The organism is Caballeronia sp., from assembly GCF_049581465.1.
In the GTDB taxonomy this organism is placed as follows: Bacteria; Pseudomonadota; Gammaproteobacteria; order Burkholderiales; family Burkholderiaceae; genus Caballeronia.
The window spans coordinates 1-2189 of sequence record NZ_JBAUSA010001397.1; the positions used below are offsets into that span (position 1 = coordinate 1).

2 protein-coding genes and 1 pseudogene are annotated in these 2189 nt (G+C 56.0%); 1 reads left to right on the top strand and 2 read right to left on the bottom strand.

Translation table 11 applies throughout. The features are described from left to right. Positions 1-350: pseudogene (locus WCA53_RS33765) on the bottom strand (hypothetical protein); the annotation flags it as partial. Between the two features lie 348 nt (positions 351-698). Here WCA53_RS33765 and WCA53_RS33770 point away from each other — a divergent pair. After that, positions 699-1160 carry an ASCH domain-containing protein gene (locus WCA53_RS33770; protein WP_089162710.1) on the top strand — a complete coding sequence of 154 codons (462 nt, stop codon included), beginning with the start codon at positions 699-701 and terminating at the stop codon, positions 1158-1160. A 176-nt stretch (positions 1161-1336) separates the two neighbouring features. On the opposite strand, the gene WCA53_RS33775 is transcribed toward WCA53_RS33770, so the two are convergent. Continuing rightward, positions 1337-2119: an SDR family NAD(P)-dependent oxidoreductase gene (locus WCA53_RS33775; protein ID WP_423922390.1), complete on the bottom strand. Its 783-nt coding sequence runs from the start codon at positions 2117-2119 to the stop codon at positions 1337-1339. Between the last annotated feature and the right edge of the window lie 70 nt (positions 2120-2189).

Below are 2189 nucleotides of genomic sequence, written 5' to 3' on the forward strand. Positions count from 1 at the left end.
GGATGAAGGTAGCGTAGAGCTTGCGCCTCCCTAATGGCGTCATCGGCGCTGATGTCTGGAATTTTGCTCTCGTCAATCGCCGCGCCGCGCAAGAAACGTGACTTGTCGTAAGCGTGATTGGCGATCACTTCCAGCATCAGTGCGCAGACTTCATCCCCGTGGCGCACCAGCGAGAACAACAGCCGGTCGGCGTCATCTAGCTTCGCCCGGTAGAACTTGCCGTGGCTCAGATTGGCGAGCTTCTTGACTTGGGCAGCACGGAAGTCGTGGCGAGCGATGGCCGCGGACACCTTGTCGTAGCTGGCCTTGACGCGTGAGGTGTCGAGGCCGGTGTATTCGAGGATCTTCATGAGGCGACGAGGATGCGAACATGTGCAAGAGCAAGAATTCTCTCATGGTCGTGTGGCCTGCCAACTTCTATAGCAAGCTTTCCGGTCTTGAACGGCAATTATCCGGCATGAACCGGACGCCCTATGACTGACCTTTCCTCATACCGAATGACGGGTTTTGGCCGAGAGAACCAGTTCCGTGGACGTTCCACGTAGCCGACATTGGAGTAGTCAACGGCAGCTTTCCGACGAGGTGGGTGAATGCGTACTGCCGGCCAGTTTGGGACGTTCGACAGCACCGGATAGATGGTTGACAATCGGCGCGTAGGTGCCCCGATATAGCGGGCGCAATAAACAGGACTCTGTCGCATGGACAAGAATGTAGATGAGTTAATCGCTGAGTTGGCCGAGCGAGGTGTACATCTACCGAAAGGTAACGTCGGAATCGGCGGTTTCGGAGATTCAGAGGCGCTTTCAGAATCGCTGATCACCCTCATTCTGACTGGCGTAAAGCGCGGTACTTGCAGCTTGGTTTGGTCTTGGGGTTTCGACGGTGCGACACTTCCTGAGGTCGGGGATATGGAGATCGTGCTTGACTGGCATGGTCGGCCAACGTTTGTTCGACGAGCCACGGAGGTGGAAATCGTGCCGTTTGACGCTGTGACCGCCGATTTCGCAGCTAGCGAAGGCGAAGGTGACCACTCGTTATCGCATTGGCAAACAGAGCACTGGAGATTCTTCACCGACGAGTGCAAGCGAATTGGCCGGACGGTTGATAAATCGATGCCTCTCGTGTGTGAGAGATTCGAGGTCCTTTACACTTTCGCTTGAATACGCGATCCGAACGACCGCTGCCCTCGGTACCAAGCATCAAGCCTGGGACGCGCGCCGCCACTCGAAGCATGTTCCGCGTATGCCTGCAGGGCCCTCACCGGCCAACTACGGACACTCATCGGCACGGGCCAATTTCTACAAGCAGCGACCGGTTTTTATGGTCGCTGCACATCTCACCGAAGGTGTGGAATTGAGATCCCGCCATCGACCATCAAAGTCTGCCCAGTAACGAAACGGGCTTCGTCGGTCGAAAGCCAAACGGCGACATCGCCCGCGTCGGCCGGATCTCCGACGCGGCGTAGGGGCGTGAAGGACTCAATCAGATTCACGTGTTCATCGCCGCCCAGCCTCTCAAACATAGGCGTTCTGATAGCACCGGGGTTGATATTGTTAATGCGAATATTGTGCGGACCATATTCGATTGCCACGGCGCGGATCAGCGCATCAAGGCCGCCCTTGCTGGCGGAGTAGACCGTTGATCCGACCGCTGCACCCTTTGCCAGAAAGGAGGATGTATTGACGATCGAGCCACCGTTGCCGAGGCTTAGCATCGCAGCGATCTCATACTTGATCGACAACCACGCCCCTCTGAGGTTGATGGCAATAACTTCATCAAAATCGGTCTCTGTCAGTTCCGTGATCGGGGCGATAGTGCCCTCGATCCCGGCATTATTGAACGCTGCGTCCAAACGTCCGTAGCGTTCGACGGTCGCGTCGACCAGCTCACGCACTTGTTGAGCTACTGCTACGTCCGTCGGAACAGCGCAACCCACACCACCATTCGCCGCAATAAGCCGGACAGTCTCGTCGATCTCTGAGCTACGCCGTCCAGCAACAACCACTTTTGCCCCCTGTGTGGAATAAGCCAAGGCGGCGGCACGGCCAATACCAGTTCCGCCACCAGTAACCAGTGCGACCCGACCTTCAAGACGGCGAAATTGAAACTCTTGGGGCATGTTTTATCTTTTTTATAGGGAAAAACAAAATCGAAAACGGGAATCACAAAATCGCCCGATGATTCTGAAG

Excerpts from the sequence above, each read along its gene's own strand:
- WCA53_RS33775 (WP_423922390.1), bottom strand. The coding sequence starts at position 2,119 with ATGCCCCAAGAGTTTCAATTTCGCCGTCTTGAAGGTCGGGTCGCACTG.
- WCA53_RS33770 (WP_089162710.1), top strand. The coding sequence starts at position 699 with ATGGACAAGAATGTAGATGAGTTAATCGCTGAGTTGGCCGAGCGAGGT.